The following is a 17819-nucleotide window of genomic DNA, read 5'->3' on the forward strand; positions in this document are numbered from 1 at the left end:
TTCATATCGTGTGATCATGAGCTACGCACCCCGAAGCCGGACGGTCCTGAGCTGCGCACTGCTGGTCGCCACCCTCGGGGCGGGGCTGACCGCCTGCGGCCAGCCCCAGGCCAACCCGCTCTCCTCCAAGCCGTACGACGCGGCGCGGCAGATCACCTTCAACGGCCGGCCCGGCAGCACCGACGCCGACCCGGAGAAGCCCCTCGAAGTGCGGGCCACCGGGAAGGAGGGCCGGATCACCGACGTCATCGCCGCGGACGCCGCAGGGCGCCAGGTGGCGGGCGAACTCTCCGCCGACGGGTCCCGCTGGCACTCCACCTCTCCGCTGGCCGCAGGAGCCGACTACACGGTCCGCATCGCCACCGAGGACACCACCGGCGCCCCCGGGGTGCGCAGGCTCAACTTCCGCACCGCGGTCGGCAAGAAGAAGCTGAAGGTCACCTTCGGCCCCGACGCGGGCACCTACGGCGTCGGCCAGCCGATCACCGCCGAACTCAGCCAGAAGGTCAAGGACCCGCGCGCCAGGGCCGTCGTGGAGCGCGCCCTCAAGGTCGAGTCCAAGCCCGCGGTGGAGGGCTCCTGGTACTGGGTGGACGACGACATGCTGCACTTCCGCCCGCGCGAGTACTGGCCCTCACGGGCCACCATCAAGGCGTACAGCACCCTGGAGGGCATCAAGGTCGCCAAGGACCTCTACGGGGCCCCCACGGCGCCCCTGCAGCTGCGCACGGGCGACCGGATCGAGGCCATCACCGACGCCTCGTCGCACTACATGACGGTCAAGCGCAACGGAGAAGTGATCAACACCATTCCGGTGACCACCGGCAAGCCCGGCTACTCCACCCGCAACGGCGTCAAGGTCGTACTGGGCAAGGAGTACTTCGTACGGATGCGCGGCACCAGCATCGGAATCCCGACCGGTACGAGCGACTCCTACGACCTGCCGGTGTACTACGCGACCCGGGTGACCTGGAGCGGCGAGTACGTGCACGCCGCGCCCTGGTCCACCGGCTCGCAGGGGTACGCGAACGTCAGCCACGGCTGCACGGGCATGTCCACCGGCGACGCCAGCTGGTTCTTCGACACCGTCCGCGAGGGCGACATCGTCAAGGTCGTCGGCAGCTGGGGGGACACCATGGACCCCTTCGGCAACGGCTTCGGCGACTGGAACCTGCCCTGGAAGAAGTGGCGCAAGGGCAGTGCCCTGCTCGCCTCCACCGAGCAGCAGCGCGACCGGGTGTACACCCCGCGCCTGCGCCCCCAGGTCTGACACGGCGGGCCCGGGGGAGCGAGGAGGAGGCGGAGCGTGACGTCAGCCCTGTACGGCCGGGGAGCGGTCGCCCAGCCGGGCGCGCAGCAGCGCGGCCAGCGAGGCGGCGAACTCCACCGGCTCGACAGGCAGCGTCACGGCCGCCTCCGCGCGGCTCCAGGTGGCCAGCCAGGCGTCCTGCGGGCGGCCCATCAGCAGCAGTACCGGCGGGCACTCGAAGATCTCGTCCTTGATCTGCCGGCAGACGCCCATGCCGCCCGCCGGGACGGTCTCGCCGTCCAGCACGCACACATCCACGCCGCCCGCGTCCAGCGCCTTCAGGACGGCGGGCAGGGTGGCGCACTCCAGGAACTCGACCGGCGGTACGTCGGCGGCCGGCCTGCGTCCGGCCGCGAGGCGCACCTGCTCGCGGGTGTTGGCGTCGTCGCTGTAGACCAGCACCGTTGCGGTCGGCTGCTGCATTGTTCCTCCGTGACGTCCGGTTGCGCGGTGTTCTCGGGGTTCTCAGGGCTCTGCAGCGGGCTCCACTGGCTCGCTCCGATGCGCGGATGCTACTCCGTCAAACACCCCGTCAACACCGGTTCGCACGGTCCTTCGATGGGCCGTTCGGGCAGGACACACCCTCTTGACACTCCGAACGGCACCCCCCGGGGTGAGGGCGGGATAAGCGACCGACATAATGTCGGTCGTGGCGACAGCAACGACAGTAGATACCGGGCACGCGCACCCGTCGGTCAATCGACCGAACCTCACCAGCGTCGGAACCATCATCTGGCTGAGTTCCGAGCTGATGTTCTTCGCGGCCCTCTTCGCGATGTACTTCACCCTGCGATCGGTGACGGGTCCCGAGTTCTGGGCGGAAAAGGCCTCGGCCTTGAACTTCCCGTTCTCGCTGACCAATACCTCGATCCTGGTGCTCTCCTCCCTCACCTGCCAGCTCGGCGTTTTCGCGGCCGAGCGGGGCGATGTGAAGAAGCTCAGGACGTGGTTCATCATCACGTTCGTGATGGGTGCGATCTTCATTGGCGGCCAGGTGTACGAGTACACCGAGCTGGTCAAGCACGAGGGCCTCTCGCTCTCGTCGGACCCGTACGGCTCGGTGTTCTACCTGACGACCGGCTTCCACGGACTGCACGTGACAGGCGGTCTCATCGCCTTCCTGCTGGTCCTGGGCCGGACGTACGCGGCCAAGCGATTCACCCACGAGCAGGCGACAGCCGCCATCGTCGTGTCCTACTACTGGCACTTCGTCGATGTCGTCTGGATCGGCCTGTTCGCCACGATCTACATGATCAAGTAATCCGGGCTCACCAGAACAGGGCCCGAGCCCGCAACACTTCCCGCATCGACGCAGAAGATCCTGACACCGGGGTAATCCGTGAAAAAGCTCTCCGCACGACGACGCCATCCGCTGGCGGCGCTCGTCGTCCTACTCTTCGCGCTGGCGGCCACTGGGGGGCTGTACGCCGCGTTTGCGCCTGCGGGCAAGGCGCAGGCCGACGAGACCGCCCAGTCCCTCGCCATCGAGGAGGGCAAGAAGCTCTACGCCGTCGGCTGCGCAAGCTGCCACGGAACCGGCGGTCAGGGCACCACTGACGGCCCCTCCCTCGTGGGCGTGGGCTCCGCCGCAGTGGACTTCCAGGTCGGCACCGGCCGTATGCCGGCGCAGCAGCCCGGCGCGCAGGTGCCCAAGAAGAAGGTCATCTACACGCAGGCGCAGACCGACCAGCTTGCCGCGTACGTGGCCTCTCTGGGCGCCGGTCCCATCACGCCGACCGAAAGCCAGACCAACCCTGAAGGCGCCGACATCGGCAAGGGTGGCGAACTGTTCCGCACCAACTGCGCGCAGTGCCACAACTTCACCGGTGAGGGCGGTGCCCTGACGAACGGCAAGTACGCTCCGCCCCTGACGGACGTCTCGCCGAAGCACATCTACGAGGCCATGCAGACCGGCCCGCAGAACATGCCCTCCTTCCCGGACAGCACCATGCCGGAGAAGCAGAAGAAGGAAATCATCGCGTACGTCAAGGCCGTGAACGGCGAAGAGACCCCGAGCCCCGGCGGCTTCGGACTGGGCGGCCTCGGGCCGGTCAGTGAGGGTCTGTTCGCCTGGATCTTCGGTCTGGGTGCGCTCATCGCAGTTGCCGTCTGGGTCGCGGCCCACACCGCTAAGGCCAAGAAGTCATGAGTAGCCAAGAGAATCCAGAAGAGGCCCTGCCGGCTGAGCAGGGCGACGCGCACGGCGAGGTGGCGCGCAAGGACGATCCGTTCGCGGACCCGGGCCTGCCGCCGCACAAGCCGCGTATCCAGGACATCGACGAGCGGGCCGCCAACCGGTCCGAGCGCGTCGTCGCGTTCCTGTTCACGCTGTCCATGCTGGCCACGGTCGGCTTCATCGCCTCCTTCGTGGCGTTCCCGATCGACAAGATCGTGTACGTCTGGCCGCTGGGCCACGTGAGCGCGCTGAACCTCTCCCTCGGTCTGACGCTCGGCATCGCCCTCTTCTGCATCGGCGCGGGCGCGGTCCACTGGGCCCGCACCCTGATGTCCGACGTGGAGGTCGCCGACGAGCGCCACGCGATCGCGGCCACGCCCGAGGTCAAGGCCAAGGTCATGGCCGACTTCAAGGCCGGCGCCCAGGAGTCCGCGATCGGCCGTCGCAAGCTGATCCGCACCACGATGTTCGGCGCGCTGGCCCTGGTGCCGCTGTCCGGCGTCGTGCTGCTGCGCGACCTCGGTCCGCTGCCGGAGAAGAAGCTCCGCGAGACGCTCTGGGGCAAGGGCAAGCTGCTCATCAACCAGAACACGATGGAGCCGCTGCGCGCCGAGGACGTCGCCGTGGGTTCGCTCACCTTCGCCATGCCGGAAGGCCTGAAGGAGGACGATCACGAGTTCAACACCGAGATCGCCAAGGCCGCGCTGATGATCGTCCGTATCCAGCCGGACGAGATCAAGGACAAGCAGCAGCGCGAGTGGGCGCACGAGGGCATCGTGGCGTACTCCAAGATCTGCACCCACGTCGGCTGCCCGATCAGCCTGTACGAGCAGCAGACGCACCACGTGCTGTGCCCGTGCCACCAGTCCACCTTCGACCTCTCCGACGGCGCCCGTGTCATCTTCGGCCCGGCCGGTCACGCGCTGCCGCAGCTGCGGATCGGTGTGAATGACGAGGGTTACCTCGAAGCGCTGGGCGACTTCGAAGAGCCCGTCGGTCCTTCCTTCTGGGAGCGCGGATGAGTACTGCAACCGAGACCAAGCCGCAGCAGAAGGCGCCCGCCGGTGAGCGGGTCGCGGACTGGGCGGACGGCCGGCTGGGGATCTACTCCCTGGCCAAGGCCAACATGCGCAAGATCTTCCCGGACCACTGGTCCTTCATGCTCGGCGAGATCTGCATGTACAGCTTCATCATCATCATCCTCACGGGTGTGTACCTGACGCTGTTCTTCCACCCGTCGATGAACGAGATCGTGTACCACGGCTCGTACGCGCCGATGCACGGCATCCGCATGACGGAGGCCTACGCGTCGACCCTGGACATCAGCTTCGACGTCCGCGGCGGTCTGCTGATCCGGCAGATCCACCACTGGGGCGCGCTGATCTTCCTCGCGGCGATGTTCGTGCACATGATGCGCGTCTTCTTCACGGGTGCCTTCCGCAAGCCGCGCGAGGTCAACTGGCTGTTCGGCTTCCTGCTGTTCGTCCTCGGCATGTTCACCGGCTTCACCGGTTACTCGCTGCCGGACGACCTGCTGTCGGGCACCGGTGTCCGCTTCACCCAGGGCGCGATCCTGTCCGTGCCGGTCGTCGGCACGTACATCTCGATGTTCCTGTTCGGCGGAGAGTTCCCCGGCCACGACATGGTCGCCAGGTTCTACTCGATCCACATCCTGCTGCTGCCGGGCATCATGCTCGGCCTGATGGTGGCTCACCTGATCCTGGTCTTCTACCACAAGCACACCCAGTTCGCGGGCCCCGGCCGGACGAACAAGAACGTCGTCGGCATGCCGCTGCTGCCGGTCTACATGGCCAAGGCCGGAGGCTTCTTCTTCCTGGTCTTCGGCATCATCGCGATCATCGCGGCGGCGTTCACGATCAACCCGGTGTGGGCGCTCGGCCCCTACCGTCCGGACCAGGTGTCCACCGGCGCCCAGCCCGACTGGTACATGGGCTTCGCCGAGGGTCTGGTGCGTGTCATGCCGGGCTGGGAGATCAACCTCTGGGGCCACACGCTGGTCCTGGGTGTCTTCATCCCGCTGGTGCTGTTCGGTGTGATCCTCGGTGTCATCGCGGTGTGGCCGTTCCTGGAGTCCTGGGTCACCGGGGACAAGCGCGAGCACCACATCGCGCAGCGTCCGCGCAACAGCCCGACCCGCACCGCGTTCGGCGTCGCCTGGATCACGGTCTACTTCATCGGCCTCGTCGGCGGTGGAAACGACCTGTGGGCCACGCACTTCCACCTGTCGATCAACTCGATCACCTGGTTCGTGCGCATCGGCTTCTTCGCCGGTCCGGTCCTGGCGTTCATCATCACCAAGCGGATCTGCCTGGGCCTCCAGCGCAGGGACGCCGAGAAGGTGCTGCACGGACGCGAGTCCGGCATCATCAAGCGGCTGCCGCACGGTGAGTTCATCGAGGTGCACGAGCCGCTCAACCAGCACCAGCTGCACTCGCTCACGGCGCACGAGCAGTACGCGCCGGCCGAGATCGGTCCCGAGGTGGACGAGAACGGCGTCGAGCGCAAGGTGGGCGCCACCGAGAAGCTGCGCGTCAAGCTCAGCAAGGGCATGTACGGCGAGGGCAACCAGATCGCCAAGCCCACCGCCGAGGAGTACAAGGAGATCACCAGCGGCCACGGCCACCACTGATCACCTCAAGCCGGCCCGGTAGCCCCGGACCGGGGTGACCCCCCGGGCCGCACTGTCCGCCACAGCGAGAGCCCCGTCCATTCGTCGGACGGGGCTCTTCGCCGTCCCCGGGCCTGGATAGGGTGAGGGCACCCCCTGGAGGGGGCATCCCTTTTTCGGCTGTGGACCCTGGAGCGGACCATGAACGTTGTGACCCCGGTAGGCGGCGACAGCGTGGCGGCCCGTAGCTGGCCGGGCATCCTCAACCCCCTGCTGCGCGGCGAGCACCTCGGCGCGGACGACACCGCCTGGGCCATGGACCGCATCATGAGCGGCGAGGCGACCGACGCCCAGATCGCCGGCTTCGCGGTCGCCCTGCGCGCCAAGGGCGAGACGGTGGAGGAAGTGACCGGCCTGGTGCGGGCGATGTACACGCACGCACGCACCATCGAGGTGCCCGGCCCCAGCGTCGACATCGTCGGCACCGGCGGCGACCTCGCCAAGACCGTCAACATCTCCACCATGTCCGCGGTCGTCATCGCGGGCACCGGCGCCAAGGTCGTCAAGCACGGCAACCGGGCCGCGTCCTCCGCGAGCGGCTCCTCGGACGTCCTGGAGAAGCTCGGCGTCAATCTGGACCTGACGCCGCGGCGGGTGGCGGAGGTCGCCGAGGAGGCGGGCATCACCTTCTGCTTCGCGGTGAAGTTCCACCCGGCGCTGCGGTACGCCGCCAAGGCCCGCAAGGAGCTCGGCGCGCAGACCACCTTCAACATCCTGGGCCCGCTCACCAACCCGGCCCAGGTGCGCGCGCAGGCCGTCGGGGTCGCCGACGCGCGGATGGCGCCGATCGTGGCCGGCGTGCTGGCCGAGCGGGGGAACTCCGCGCTGGTCTTCCGCGGCGACGACGGTCTCGACGAGCTGACCACCACCGCGACCTCACGGGTGTGGATCGTGCGCGGGGGCACCGTGCGCGAGGAGGCCTTCGACCCGCGGGACGTGGGCCTGGACATCGTCCCCGTCGAGGCGCTGCGGGGCGCCGACGCCTCGTACAACGCGGAGGTGGCCCGCAGGCTGCTGGCCGGTGAGGAGGGGCCCGTGCGCGACGCCGTCCTGCTCAACACGGCAGCCGCCCTCGTCGCCCTCAATCCCGGTGGAGGATCGTTGAACGAGGAGATCGCCGCCGGGATCGAACGGGCCCGCGAGTCCCTCGACTCCGGGAGCGCGCTCAAGGCGCTGGAGCGCTGGGTGGCGGCCAGCAACTCCTGAAACCCCTTCGACGTGTGACGCAGAGCGCAGTCCGGATGTCTCGATACGCGGACTGCGCTCTTGCGCGTCGTTGATCGTGTGGCAAGATGCTGCACAGGTCATGAGTGACAGCGACTACGGCCCCGGCCCGCTGTCCGGCAACCCTCCGTCCGTGGCGGGGTGCCCCGGGTGAAGACCAGGTCGTAGGCAGCGAGGTCTACGGCAAGCGCGGACCCCTGCGCACTCCTGTCGGAGTGGCGCGCCCCTGGGGTCCTGGTCCTCAAGGGAGCAGTCTCGTGAGCAAGCGAATGCGATAGGGCCGCTCGGCCCCGTTCCACCTTCACCTCCGCACCGGACCCGTGTGTCCGGAGCGTCGAGGCAACTCCCGTACCCGGCAAGGCATCTGAGCTTTCGTCAGCATTGGTACGGGCACCACTGAAGCCATTCCGCCTCACCAGGAGTTTCGTCATGCCCGCATCGCCCGTCGCCACCACCGCCACTGCCGCCACCGCCTCCTCCGCCGCGCCGGCCCCCGCCCCGGCCGCCGTTTCCGGTGAGTCCGCCGACCCCTGCTGCGCGGCGCCGCTGCCCGTCCTCGGGCGGGACGTGGCCGTGCCGCTGGTGACCGGTGGCGAGGTCACCTACGCGGCCCTCGACTACGCGGCCAGCGCCCCGGCGCTCCAGCGGGTGTGGGACGACGTGGCGGCGTACGCCCCGTACTACGGCAGCGTGCACCGCGGCGCCGGGTACCTCTCGCAGCTCTCCACGGACCTGTTCGAGAACAGCCGCACCACCGTCCACGAGTTCCTGGACTGCCGGGACGACGACCAGGTCGTCTTCACCCGCTCCACCACCGACTCGCTGAACCTGCTCTCGGCCGTACTGCCCGCCGGCTGCCAGGTGTTCGTCTTCGAGACCGAGCACCACGCCTCGCTGCTGCCCTGGCAGGACGCCGACGTCCACTACCTCAACGCGCCGCGCACCCCCGCCCAGGCCGTCGCGATCCTGGAGCGCGCCCTCGCCGACCGCGATCCTTCCTCAAGCTCTCGGCTTCGTTCGAGCACGGGAGGCCCCACCGGTCCGGCCCTCGTCTGCGTGACCGGTGCCTCCAACGTCACCGGGGAGATCTGGCCGGTGAAGGAGCTGGCCGCCGTCGCGCACGCCCACGGGGCGCGGATCGTCCTCGACGCCGCCCAGCTGGCCCCCCACCACCCCGTCTCCGTCAAGGAGCTGGACGTGGACTGGGTCGCCTTCTCGGGCCACAAGCTGTACGCGCCCTTCGGCTCCGGCGTGCTCGCCGGACGCGCCGACTGGCTCCAGGAAGCCGAGCCGTACCTGGCCGGCGGCGGCGCCTCCAAGAAGGTCGCCCGGCGCACCGACGGCGGGGTGGACGTCGAGTGGCACACCACCGCCGCCCGCCACGAGGCCGGATCGCCCAACGTCATCGGCGTCTACTCCATCGCCTCCGCCTGCCGGGCGCTCACCGAGGCGGGCTTCGACTCCCTGGTGGAGCGGGAGCAGTCCCTGGTGCGCCGGGTGCGGGAGGGGCTCGCCCGGGTGCCCGCCGTCAAGGTGCTCTCGCTGTTCGGCGACGAAGCGCCCCGGGTCGGCGTCATCTCCTTCGTGGTGGAGGGCTGGAACAGCTCGCACTTCGCCGCCGCCCTCTCCGCCGAGTACGGGATCGGCGTCCGCGACGGCCTCTTCTGCGCCCACCCGCTGGTGCGCACCCTGCTCGGCAGCGACCCGCAGGAGGTGGGCGAGTGCGGCGCCCCGGAGGCCGAGCCGGGCGAGCGCTCGCTCAACGCGATCCGGGTCAGCTTCGGCGCGGGCACCCCCGACGAGCACGTCGAGCGGTTCGTGACGGCGGTGGGGGAACTCGTCGCCAACGGCGCGCAGTGGAACTACCGCACCGAGGGCGGGCGTTGCGTCCCGGCGGTCTGAGGTGCCCGGGACACCGGGTGCGGCGGCCGGAGCGGTGAGGTACGGGCGGTGCGCGCCCCCAGCTGGATCATCCGCAGGGCCCGCTCGGTCGCGTCCGTGAGGAACTCGCCGCCGCGGCCCAGCGCCTCGGCCAGCGCGATCGGGGCGGGCAGGATCCCGCTGTAGGCGTCCGCGCCCACGGCCCTGATCTCGTGCGCGCCGTCGCCCAGGGTGCCCGCCAGGACGAGCACCGGCCGGTTCAGCAGCTTGGCCCGGCGCGCCACTTCGGCCGGGACCTTGCCGCGCGGTGTCTGCCGGTCCAGGGCGCCCTCCGCGGTGACCACCAGATCGGCGCGGGCCAGCCGGGCGTCCAGGTCGAGGTGGTCCAGCAGCACGTCGAAGCGGGGGAGCAGCCGGGCGCCCAGCGCGGCGAGCCCCGCGCCCAGACCGCCGGACGCGCCGGTGCCAAGACCACGGCGCAGATCGGTGCCCGCGGGGGTGGTGCGGGCGAGGTCGCGGTCGAGGACGCGGGCCCAGCGGTCGAGCGCGGCGGAGAGCTCCTCGACCTGGGCAGGGGTCGCCCCCTTCTGCGGGCCGAAGATTCGGGCGACGCCCTGCGGGCCGCACAGGACGTTGTGCGGATTGCAGGCGACGCGCAGCTCGGTACGGGCCAGCCGGGGGTCCAGGCCCGACGGGTCCACCCTGTCGAGAGCCGTCAAGTGCCTCCCACCGTAGGGGAGTTCGCGTCCTTCGGAGTCCAGCAGCCGGGCGCCGAGGGCCTGGAGCGCCCCCGCGCCGCCGTCGGACGTGCCGGAGTCCCCGCAGCCGACCAGGATGCGGCGCGCACCCGCGTCGAGGGCGGCGCGGACCAGTTCGCCCACACCGTACGTCGTGGTGGCACCGGGGTCGCGCCGGGTGCGCGGCACCAGCGACAGGCCCGCGACGGCGGCCATCTCGACCACGGCGGTGCCCGGGTCCAGGAGGGCGAAGTGGGCCGGCACGCGGCGGCCCGTGGGACCGGTGGCGCTCAGGTTCACCACCCGGGCCCCCGGTGTGGCCGCCGCGAGGGTGCGGGCGGTGCCCTCGCCGCCGTCGACCAGCGGGATCAGATCGAGCACGGCTGCGGGCAGGACCCTGCGGACCCCGGCGGCGATGGCCTCCGCGGCGGCCTCGGCGGACAGCGACTCCTTGAAACCGCTGGGGGCGATGGCGACATGACGTACCGGCACGAGAACTCCTGGGACTGGCGGGGCGGTCAGCGGGGCAGCAGGACGGGCACGCCGAGCAGCGGCCACACGGCGAGGGCGAAGAACAGGACCGTCAGGGCGGTCAACGGCGCCAGCACTGCGGACAGCCGCAGCAGGTCGCGCGGGGTGTACGTCGGGGTGTCCGGCAGGTCGGCGTAGAGCGTCACCGGCTTCGCGGACGCCGGAAGGGTGTGGCAGAACCCGGCCGCGGCGGTGGACGCGAGGGCGGCGGCCACCGGGTTCACCCCGACGCCGGCCGCCGCCGCCACCACGAGCGGCACGAGCACGCTGGAGCGCGCCGAACGGGACTGGAGGATCAGGTGCGCCACCGTACTGACGGCGACCACGGCGCCCAGGAACGCCCACGGCGGGACCCCGGTCAGCGGCAGCCGCGCCATCAGCCAGCGGGCCGCCCCCGATTCGGCGAGCGCCACGCCCATCGCCGTCGTCGCCGCCATGAACAGCAGCAGCGACCACGGCACGGTGCCCAGCGCCTCCTTCAGCCGTACGGTGCCCAGTGCGGGCGACGCGGCCACCACCGCACCGATCAGCGCGACCACCGCGGGCGGCACCTGGTGCAGCGGCTCGCTGCACCAGAGCAGCACCACCGTCCCCAGCAGCGCGGCGCAGCGCGCCTCGGCGGAGGTCAGGGCGCCGGTCACGGGGCGGTCGCTGTGCCGCTGGACCTGCGCGGCGGTGATCCGCACGGGCCCGGCGCGGTCGGCGCGGCGGGTGGTGGTGAGCAGGACGGCCTCGGCGGCGAGGTGGCTGGAGACGGCCGCCAGGGGCAGGCCGAGCAGCAGCCACTGGGTGAAGCCGATGCGCTGCCCGGTCGCCTCGAAGAGGACCGACACGGTGATCAGGTGCGCGCCCGCGCCGATCAGGGTGGCCACGGCGGACAGCAGGATCACCGTGGGGAAGAGCAGGGCCAGCATGACGACCACCCGGCGCCGGTCCGCCAGCGCCCTGGCCAGCGCGAGGAACACGGGGAGCGCGAGCGCGGCCCGGCCCGAGGTCGCGGGGACGGCGAACGCGGTGACGACCAGGGCGGCGGTGGACAGATGGACGAGCTGACGCACCGTACGGGCCCCGCTGACCAGGAAGGCGGCGGCCCGCCCCGCCAGGCCGGTCCTGGCCACCGCGGCGGCCAGGACGAAGGCGCAGATCAGCAGCCACACCGTCGCGTCGCCGAGCGTCCCGAACAGGGTCTCGCTGCCGATCACCCCGGTCACGGTCAGCGCGAGCCCCGCCCCGAGCGCGATGTACGTGTCGTCGACCGGGGTGGCGATCCACGCGGCGGTGGCGAGGGTGAACACCAGGAGGGTGATCCGCGCGTCGGTGGACAGCGGCGGGAGGAGATCCGGCAGGAGCAGCAGCGTGCAGAGCGCGAGGGCGAGGCCGAGCACGGCGTACTGGTGGGGCCTCGGGGCGAACCGGGGCCGGGCGGGCGGCGGGGCGGGGGCCCGGTCGGGGACGCGGGCGGTCGGGGTCACGTGGTCGAGCGTGACCGGGCGGGGTGAGCGGGGCGTGAGGCACGGATGAAGGGGGCTTCATCCGGCGTGCGGCGAGGGGCGGTTTGCGAGCCCGGGGGAGCCAGGGCGGGTCCGGAGGGGGAGCTAGGGGAGGCGGTAGCCCATGCCGCGGACCGTTTCGACCAGTCCGGGGCCCAGCTTCTTGCGGAGGGCGCGGACGTAGACGTCCACGATGTTCGAGCCGGGGTCGAAGTCGTAGCCCCAGACGTGGGAGAGGATCTGTTCGCGCGAGAGGACCTGTCCGGGGTGGCGCAGGAAGAGTTCCAGGAGCACGAACTCACGGGCCGTCAGATCCACCGTCCGGTCCGCCGACCGTGCCCGGCGGGTGCGCAGGTCCAGCGAGAGGTCGCCGCTGCGCAGCACCGTGACCTCCGGGACGCGGGCCGCCGTGCGCAGCCGGAGCCGGACCCGGGCCAGCAGTTCCTCGAAGCGGAACGGCTTGGTCATCCAGTCGTCGGCCCCGCCCTCCAGCCCGGCCACCGTGTCCCGTACCGAGTCGCGGGCCGTGAGCACGATGACCGGTGCGCTCACCCGGGCCTCGCGCAGCGCGCGCAGGACCGTGAAGCCGTCCCGGCCCGGCAGACCGATGTCGAGCAGCACCAGGTCGAAGCCGCCCGTGCAGGCGTAGTCGTACGCGGTGTCGCCGTCGCAGGCGACCGTCGTCGTGAAGCCGTTGGCGCGCAGGCCCTTCTCGACGAAGGACGCGATGCGCTCCTCGTCCTCGACGATGAGGATGCGGTTCATGAGGCGGGAGGTGTCCCTTCCGGTACGGCCGTCGCGGGCCCTGGATCCAGTACGAGGGTGAAGGTGGCGCCGGGACCCGCGACGGGTGAGCCGCCGTACTCCGGGCCCGCGGCGCCCCCGTACTCCGGTCCCGCGGTGCCAGCGCTCAGCTCGACGCGCCCCCGGTGGCCCTCCGCGATGGCCTTCACGATGGCGAGGCCGAGGCCCGCCCCCGTGCTGCGGGAGCCGCGCCGAGCGCTGCCGCGGCGGAAGCGTTCGAAGATAACGGCGGCGTCCCGGGGCGGCACCCCGGGCCCGCTGTCGGAGACGTACAGCTCGATCGGGGCGGCCTGCTCCTGGCCGCCGGGCGGCGTCCGTGTCCGGGAGCCGATCGCCACGCGGCTGCCGCGCGCGGTGTGCTGCACCGCGTTCTGGGCGAGCTGCACCATGGCCTGGGTGATCCGCTGCGGGTCCAGGCGGACCTCCCGGTCGGCGACCTCGGCCAGGACCCAGTCGCGGTCGCCGAGCGTGCGCGCCTTCACGAACACGTCGGCCGTCAGCTCCGCGAGCTGGACCGGCTCGGGGGTGACGAAGTCGGGCCGCTCCGCCTTGGCGAGCAGCAGCAGGTCCTCCACCATGCGGCTCATCCGGTCGAGTTCGTCGGTGACCAGCCGGAGAGTCTCCTCGCGTTCCGCGGGGTCCTCGCCCATCAGCTCCAGGTGGCCGCGCACGATCGTGATGGGGGTGCGCAGTTCGTGGCCCGCGTCGTCCACGAACTCGCGCTGCGCGGCGAACGCCCGCTCCAGCCGGTCCAGCATCGCGTTGAACGTCGCGGCGAGGGCGGCGATGTCGTCCCTGCCCTCGACCGGGATGCGCCGGGTGAGGTCCTGCTCGGTGAGCTGCGCCGCGGTGGTGCGCACCAGCCGGACCGGGGCGAGTATCCGGCCCGCGACCGCCCAGCCGATGCCGGTCGACATCAGCAGCGCCACCCCGGAGATGGCCAGCAGGATGCGGAACGTCTTGTCGGCGACGGCCCGTTCGCGCTCGGTGTGCACGACGACCACGAAGGCGCCCTGGGTGGGCCCGGCGATCGGCACCTTCGCCCAGGCCACCGCTCCGCCGGAGCGCCCCGCCCCGTCGCCCCGCTCCAGGGTGCCGCTGGCCGCCCCGGAGCCGAAGATCTCGATCAGGGCCCCGGAGTCCTGGTGCAGCGCGGTGCCCGGCGGGAAGTCGCGGGGCTGGCGCACGACGCGCGGGCGGGGCCCGTCGGTGCGCAGCAGACCGAGGAGTTCCTCGTCCGGGTCGGAGTACTGGCGTTGCAGGAAGACTTCCAGGAGGCGGTGGGTGTCGGTGAAGCGTCCGCCGGTGTCCGGGTCGACGCCCTGGGCCACGAAGTTGGCGAACTCCCGGGTCTCCTGGGTCAGCAACTGCCCGATCCGGCTGTCCACGTCGCGCAGCAGCAGAGACCGGGTGGTCGTCGCGACGGCGGCCAGCGCCACCGCCATCACCAGCAGCAGCCACAGCAGGATGCGGACCCGGGCCGAGATCCGCGGGCCGCGCGGCCCGCCGCCCGGGGCGCCGGGCGCCGCGGCGTCAGTGGGCGTCGTCACCGGGGGAGTTCCCCGGGGGGCCGGGCCGCTCGTCCGGGTCGTCATCGTCGTCGTCGCCCCGCGGGCTGGGCCCCGGTACGACCGAGTCGCCGGTCGGCGCACCCGAGGGCGCGGCGGAGGGGGAGTCGGGCGCGGGAGAGGAGGGCGGAGCGGCGGGGCGGTCCGTCGTCCTGCCGGGCCCGCCGGTGAGTTCGACCCTGGGCGGCACCTCGGGAGCGTGGGGGGCGTCGGTCAGCGCGTAGCTCGTCGCCGCGATGCCCAGCGGTATCGCGACGACGGCCGCGAGGGTCGCCAAGCGGTGGGAGAAGGCCATGCGGCCAGCCTGGCAGCCGCCCCGCGCCCCGCACATGAGGGCCGCATGAAGAACCCTTCATGGACGGCACCGGGCGCGCGGGCGGGGCGGCCGGTGCCGCGGGCGCCGTTCTCAGCCGTCGAGGCCGATGGCGAAGGCCGCTTCCAGGTCGTGCTGCGAGTAGGTGCGGAAGGCGACGTGCGTGTCCGTGCCCTCGACGCCGGGGATCTTGCTGATGGAGCCCGGAATGATGTCCGCCAGGTCGTCGTGCCGGCCGACCCGCACCATGGCGATCAGGTCGTACGTACCGGTGACCGAGAAGACCTCGCTGACGCTGTCCAGCGCGGCGATCGACTCGGCGATCTCGGGGATCCGGTCCACGCTGGTCTTGATGAGCACGATCGCGGTGATCACGGCTGGCTTTCTCCCTCGGTGGCCGGTGGCGCTGCTGCGGCCCTCACTCTAGTCGTACGGGGGTAGCGCGCCCACGCGTAGAGGAAGCCGCCCGCGAAGCCCACCACGTGCGCCAGGTACGCGACCCCGGCCCCGGTGCCCAGCCCCTGCGCGGCCAGCCACTGGAGCACGAACCAGAAGATCAGCACGATCCACGCCGGGAAGCGCAGCGGCAGGAACAGCAGGAAGGGGAAGAGGCTGGTCACCCGCGCGTGCGGGAAGAGCCGCAGGAACGCGCCGAGCACCGCCGAGATCGCCCCCGAGGCCCCGACCAGGGTCTCCTGGGAGGAGGAGTGGGCCAGGGCGTACACGACGAGCGCGAGGTAGCCGGTGACGAGGTAGAAGAGCAGGAAGTGCAGCCGGCCCAGCCGCTCCTCGGTCATCGCCCCGAACACGTACAGGAAGAGCATGTTGCCCAGCAGGTGAAGCCAGTTGCCGTGCACGAACAGGGCGGTGAGCGGGGTGAGCAGGGAGTGCGGGGCGAAGCCGGTCAGTTCCTCGGGGACCACGCCCCAGCGCTCGAAGTAGTCGTTCTGCGCGGCGAGCAGGGCGTCGCCGGTGCCGTACGCGGGGACGAAGCCGGAGGCGGGGCCGAGCAGGAAGGCCACGCAGCACAGGGCGATCAGGGCGTACGTCACGACCGGGGCGTGCCCGAGGGACTGCCACCGGGCCGCCAAGTCCTTGGCCGTGACCTTGATCATGGGTTCGAGCATGACGCAAGGGGTGCGACGGGGGAGGCCGCCTCGCCGTACCGGGTCTCAAGGGTCGGCCGCCCCCGGCACGGGGTAGCGGTAAGGCCGTAGGGTTGCGCGCAGGGTATCCGCAGTTCGACGGCGCACCGCGGCAACGACGTACGACACCCGTGCGACACGCACGGATACGACGAAGAGGACGGTACGCATGACGACGACGGTTCCCCTGCCCACGGCCGGTACCCGGTGGCGCTGCACGCTCTGTGGCAACCTCACACGCTTCGACGTGACCCGCTCGTCGAAGGTCGTGGAGTACGTCCACCTCGACCTGGCCGGGGAATCGAAGGTCGAGGAACGCGAGGTGGTCAGTGAGACCATCGAGTCGGTGCGTTGCCGCTGGTGCAACGCGGTGGATCAGATCGAACTGGTGGACAGGCCGGACGCCGAGTCCTGAGGGCCCCGACGGGGCCCGGGACAGCGGCCCGGCAGGGCAGTGCCCATGAGGGCACGAAGGTAGTGGGGTGACGGATTGTGGAGCCTGCGAGCGGCGCGGAACCGGCCGGCTCGGCCGACGACGCCGCAGAGGTGCTCGACCGCCCGTTGCCCGAAGGGGTGCGGCGCCGGGTCGTGACGCTGGTCTCGGACGCGTTCGGCGGCCTCACGGTCGCCGAACTTCCGGCCCAGCTGAGGCAGTACGCCCGGTTCACCCCGACCAGACGCGCCAAGTTCGCGGGCAACGCGATGGCCGCCGCGCTGGAGAGCGACCCGGTCTTCCGGCAGCGCATCGGTGAGCGGCTGCGCGAGGCGCAGCCCGAGCTGGCCGGCGCGCTGGAGGCCGGGTCGCCGCCCGCCGCCGCCGATCCCGTCGACGTGGCGGCGGCGGCCTACGTGCTGCGCCCGGTCGGCTGGGTGAAGCTGGTGGCCGCCGCGGGCGAGGAGGCCGAGCGGGCCGGCGCGGAGCGCGCCGACGAGGCCGTCCAGCGCGAACTGGAGCAGCTGCGGGCCGAGTTGGCGGAGGCCAAGGAGCGCACCAAGGCGGAGACCGAGCGGCTGCGCGGCGAGCTGGACACCGTCCGCAGGGAGTCCGACGCCGCCCAGCGCAAGCTGCGCGGCGCGCTCAGCGACGTCAAGCGCGGGGAGGCCGCGCTGCGCAGGACGCAGGCCGAGATCGACGGCATCAGGTCCGAGGCGGCTGCCCAGGTGGCGTCCGCGGAGGCCGAGTCGCGGCGGCTGCGGGCCCGGCTGGGCGAGGCCGAGGCGTCCGTCGAGGCGGGGCGCAGGGCGGTGCGCGAGGGGCGCAGTGTCGAGGACATGCGCCTGCGCCTGCTTCTGGACACCGTGCTCGAAGCGGCCCAGGGGCTGCGCAGGGAACTCGCGCTGCCGCCGTCGGCGGGGCGGCCCGCGGACAGCGTGGACGCGGTCGAGCCGGGGCGGATGTCGCCCAAGGACATCGCGGCCAGGGCCCTGTCCGACACCGATCCGGCCGTCCTTGACCAGCTGCTCGCGCTGCCCCAGGCGCACTTGGTGGTCGACGGCTACAACGTCACCAAGACCGGCTATCCGACGATGCCGCTGGAGAAGCAGCGGCTGCGGCTGCTCGGCGGGCTCTCCATGCTGGCCGCCGCCTCGGGGGCCGAGGTGACCTGCGTCTTCGACGGTGCGGAGCTGGCCGCTCCGGTGCTGCTCGCGCCGCCGCGCGGGGTGCGGGTGCTGTTCAGCAAGGCGGGGGTGACGGCCGACGAGCTGATCCGTCAGCTGGTCCGGGCGGAGCCGCCGGGGCGGCCGGTGGTGGTGGTCTCCACGGACCGCGAGGTCGCGGACGGAGTCGCGAAGTCCGGCGCCAGACCGGTCGCTTCGGCGATGCTGCTGAAGCGGCTTTCGCGCGCCTGACGGAGAAGACGGGGCGATATCCAACTGATGCGGCTATTGCCCGGATTGGGACTAAATCCGTATGGCGCTCCGTCAACTCCCGGTGACGCGCTGTGTGACGC

General features: G+C 71.6%; 17 protein-coding genes and 1 riboswitch. Of the genes, 9 read left to right on the plus strand and 8 right to left on the minus strand.

Annotated elements, in window-relative coordinates; translation table 11 throughout:
* Window positions 1–16: 16 nt before the first annotated feature.
* Window positions 17–1270, plus strand: coding sequence for an Ig-like domain-containing protein (locus ACFYVL_RS23315; protein ID WP_389247795.1), 1254 nt, complete (start codon window positions 17–19; stop codon window positions 1268–1270).
* 42 nt (window positions 1271–1312) lie between these two features.
* Here the strand turns inward: ACFYVL_RS23315 and ACFYVL_RS23320 are convergent, their stop codons facing one another.
* Complete coding sequence (locus tag ACFYVL_RS23320; RefSeq protein ID WP_389247797.1) at window positions 1313–1732, minus strand: hypothetical protein; 420 nt, start codon at window positions 1730–1732, stop codon at window positions 1313–1315.
* Window positions 1733–1949: 217 nt separating this feature from the next.
* Here ACFYVL_RS23320 and ACFYVL_RS23325 point away from each other — a divergent pair, with 217 nt between their 5' ends.
* The 6 genes from ACFYVL_RS23325 (at window position 1950) to ACFYVL_RS23350 (ending at window position 9300) form a co-directional block, all read left to right on the plus strand.
* Window positions 1950–2570 carry a heme-copper oxidase subunit III gene (locus ACFYVL_RS23325; RefSeq protein WP_189821776.1) on the plus strand — a complete coding sequence of 207 codons (621 nt, stop codon included), beginning with the start codon at window positions 1950–1952 and terminating at the stop codon, window positions 2568–2570.
* Window positions 2571–2648: 78 nt separating this feature from the next.
* Entirely contained in the window at window positions 2649–3458 is an 810-nt protein-coding gene (locus ACFYVL_RS23330) for a c-type cytochrome (RefSeq protein ID WP_389247799.1), read from the plus strand.
* Window positions 3455–4507 carry a Rieske 2Fe-2S domain-containing protein gene (locus tag ACFYVL_RS23335; protein WP_389247801.1) on the plus strand — a complete coding sequence of 351 codons (1053 nt, stop codon included), beginning with the start codon at window positions 3455–3457 and terminating at the stop codon, window positions 4505–4507. The genes ACFYVL_RS23330 and ACFYVL_RS23335 overlap by 4 nt, the downstream gene beginning before the upstream one ends.
* A complete protein-coding gene (locus tag ACFYVL_RS23340) occupies window positions 4504–6135 on the plus strand; it encodes a cytochrome bc complex cytochrome b subunit (RefSeq protein ID WP_389247803.1) in 1632 nt (543 codons plus the stop codon). Before ACFYVL_RS23335 ends, ACFYVL_RS23340 begins: the two co-directional genes overlap by 4 nt.
* Window positions 6136–6315: 180 nt before the next feature.
* A complete protein-coding gene (gene trpD / locus ACFYVL_RS23345; RefSeq protein ID WP_389247805.1) occupies window positions 6316–7380 on the plus strand; it encodes an anthranilate phosphoribosyltransferase in 1065 nt (354 codons plus the stop codon).
* A gap of 96 nt (window positions 7381–7476) precedes the next feature.
* Window positions 7477–7594, plus strand: a riboswitch (SAM riboswitch).
* Between the two features lie 233 nt (window positions 7595–7827).
* Window positions 7828–9300 carry an aminotransferase class V-fold PLP-dependent enzyme gene (locus tag ACFYVL_RS23350; RefSeq protein WP_389247807.1) on the plus strand — a complete coding sequence of 491 codons (1473 nt, stop codon included), beginning with the start codon at window positions 7828–7830 and terminating at the stop codon, window positions 9298–9300.
* Here ACFYVL_RS23350 and ACFYVL_RS23355 read toward each other — a convergent pair.
* The 7 genes from ACFYVL_RS23355 to ACFYVL_RS23385 all read right to left on the minus strand — a co-directional run bounded on the left by ACFYVL_RS23355 (window position 9261) and on the right by ACFYVL_RS23385 (window position 15837).
* Entirely contained in the window at window positions 9261–10508 is a 1248-nt protein-coding gene (locus tag ACFYVL_RS23355) for a glycerate kinase (RefSeq protein ID WP_389247809.1), read from the minus strand. The genes ACFYVL_RS23350 and ACFYVL_RS23355 overlap by 40 nt on opposite strands.
* Before the next feature lie 26 nt (window positions 10509–10534).
* Window positions 10535–11932, minus strand: coding sequence for an SLC13 family permease (locus tag ACFYVL_RS23360; protein WP_389248215.1), 1398 nt, complete (start codon window positions 11930–11932; stop codon window positions 10535–10537).
* 210 nt (window positions 11933–12142) lie between these two features.
* On the minus strand, window positions 12143–12802 hold the full coding sequence (locus tag ACFYVL_RS23365; RefSeq protein WP_389247811.1) for a response regulator transcription factor: 660 nt from the start codon (window positions 12800–12802) through the stop codon (window positions 12143–12145).
* Complete coding sequence (locus ACFYVL_RS23370; protein ID WP_389248217.1) at window positions 12799–14286, minus strand: sensor histidine kinase; 1488 nt, start codon at window positions 14284–14286, stop codon at window positions 12799–12801. Before ACFYVL_RS23370 ends, ACFYVL_RS23365 begins: the two co-directional genes overlap by 4 nt.
* Before the next feature lie 88 nt (window positions 14287–14374).
* Window positions 14375–14704, minus strand: a complete 330-nt coding sequence (locus tag ACFYVL_RS23375) for a small hydrophilic protein (RefSeq protein ID WP_389247813.1) — start codon at window positions 14702–14704, stop codon at window positions 14375–14377.
* 111 nt (window positions 14705–14815) lie between these two features.
* Window positions 14816–15097 carry an Lrp/AsnC family transcriptional regulator gene (locus tag ACFYVL_RS23380; protein ID WP_189821770.1) on the minus strand — a complete coding sequence of 94 codons (282 nt, stop codon included), beginning with the start codon at window positions 15095–15097 and terminating at the stop codon, window positions 14816–14818.
* Window positions 15094–15837, minus strand: a complete 744-nt coding sequence (locus tag ACFYVL_RS23385) for a rhomboid family intramembrane serine protease (RefSeq protein ID WP_389247815.1) — start codon at window positions 15835–15837, stop codon at window positions 15094–15096. The genes ACFYVL_RS23380 and ACFYVL_RS23385 overlap by 4 nt, the downstream gene beginning before the upstream one ends.
* A gap of 199 nt (window positions 15838–16036) precedes the next feature.
* Here ACFYVL_RS23385 and ACFYVL_RS23390 point away from each other — a divergent pair, with 199 nt between their 5' ends.
* Together ACFYVL_RS23390 and ACFYVL_RS23395 are read left to right on the plus strand one after the other, a co-directional pair.
* The gene (locus ACFYVL_RS23390) at window positions 16037–16282 is read left to right on the plus strand and encodes a hypothetical protein (RefSeq protein WP_389247817.1); all 246 of its coding nucleotides are present in this window, start codon (window positions 16037–16039) and stop codon (window positions 16280–16282) included.
* 74 nt (window positions 16283–16356) lie between these two features.
* Window positions 16357–17718 (plus strand): NYN domain-containing protein, encoded by a 1362-nt coding sequence (locus tag ACFYVL_RS23395; RefSeq protein ID WP_389248219.1) that lies wholly within the window; start codon window positions 16357–16359, stop codon window positions 17716–17718.
* The last annotated feature ends 101 nt before the right edge of the window (window positions 17719–17819 follow it).

The organism is Streptomyces sp. NPDC004111 (assembly GCF_042874215.1).
Classification (GTDB): Bacteria; Actinomycetota; Actinomycetes; order Streptomycetales; family Streptomycetaceae; genus Streptomyces.